Genomic DNA, 1,399 nt, shown 5'->3' on the forward strand with positions numbered 1-1,399 from the left:
GGGGGGTGGGCCTGCCGGGGGTGTGTCGCGGGGGGGGGGGGGGGCCCCCCGGCGGGGGGGGGGGGGCCCCCCCCCCCCGGCAGGGGGGAGGAAACCGTGAGGTCGCTAGCAGGCGCCGCGGTCGGCCCAGGCGGCCCAGGAACCGGGAGCGCCGGGTTCGGCTCCGGTGGACCACCAGGTCGACTCCCAGCGACGGCCGTTGTAGGACACGTCGTCGCCGGGGGCGTACCCCGTCGTGGAACTCCAGCCGGGCAGGCCGCCGCAGCCCTGCGGCGGAGTCGTCGGGCCGCCGGTCGGACCGGTGGTCGGCGAACTCGTCGGCGGGGTGGTGCCGGTGACGGTCAACGTGAGGCCGTAGGCCTGGAGGATCTCGTTGACCGGCTGGAAGTAGGTCGTGCCGCCGGAGGTGCAGTCGCCGGAACCACCGGAGGTCACCCCCTGCGCCTGGTCACCGGCGATGAGGGAGCCGCCGGAGTCGCCGGGCTCGGCGCAGACGTTGGTGCGGATCAGCCCCGTGACCGTCCCCTGGGAGTAGGTCACGGAGGCGTTGAGGGCGTTGATGGTGCCGCAGTGCCAGCCGGTCGTCGAACCCGACCGGCAGACCGTCGCGCCGACCCCGGCGGCCTGCGAACCGGCCACCGAGACGGTGCCCGGGTACCGGTTGACCTGCGGCCGCGACGTGTTGCCCGCCGCCGTACGCACCCACGAGTAGTCGTTGCCGGGGAAGCTCGATCCGGCGAACGTGCCACTGGGCTGCGTGGTCGTGGCGCCCGTCGTGCCGCAGTGCCCGGCCGACACGAAGCCGCCGGTCACCGCGAACCCGACCGAGCACCGGGTGCCCGCGCCGATGTAGTACGCGTTGCCGCCGACGACGTCGATCAGCGGCCGAGGCTGCTCCACACTGGCCTCGAAGCGCACCGCGTCCGCCGGTACGCCGCCGGCCGCCGCCCAGGCACGGGCCGCGGGGAGGCCGCCGTCGCGGTAGAGCACGACGACACGGTTGGTACGCACATCGGCGTACCAGCCGGGGATCTGCTTGGGCGCCGACGCCGCCCGGCCGGTGAGCCGCCCGGCGTAGGTGAGCAGCCGGGCTTCGCTGCGGTCGACCACGACCGGGACGGCCCCGTCCGCCCGGACGCGAGCGCTGTCGGCGGCGTTCGTCACGCCGACCGTCAGCACCGAGGCGTCCTCGTTGAGGTACGCGCCGCCGAACCGGGCGCCGCGGCCGAGGCGCAGGCGCTCCTCGGCCCGCGCGAACGCCGCCTGGCGGCCGAGCCGGGCCAGCGCCTGGTCGGGACTGACGCCCAGGGTGCGGGCGAGTTCCTCGACCATGCTGCGGTCGGCGGCGACCGGCACGGTTGCGGGCGCGCCCGGACCGGCTGCAGCCGCCGACGTGATC

The 1,399-nt window shown here is 76.1% G+C and carries 1 protein-coding gene; it reads right to left on the reverse strand.

Annotated elements, in window-relative coordinates; translation table 11 throughout:
* Positions 1–105 precede the first annotated feature (105 nt).
* On the reverse strand, positions 106–1,399 hold a 1,294-nt coding region (locus AB0M47_RS42755), incomplete at its 5' end, for an alpha-lytic protease prodomain-containing protein (protein WP_363424778.1).

The sequence above is a fragment of the Hamadaea sp. NPDC051192 genome (assembly GCF_040682475.1).
Taxonomy (GTDB): domain Bacteria; phylum Actinomycetota; class Actinomycetes; order Mycobacteriales; family Micromonosporaceae; genus Hamadaea; species Hamadaea flava.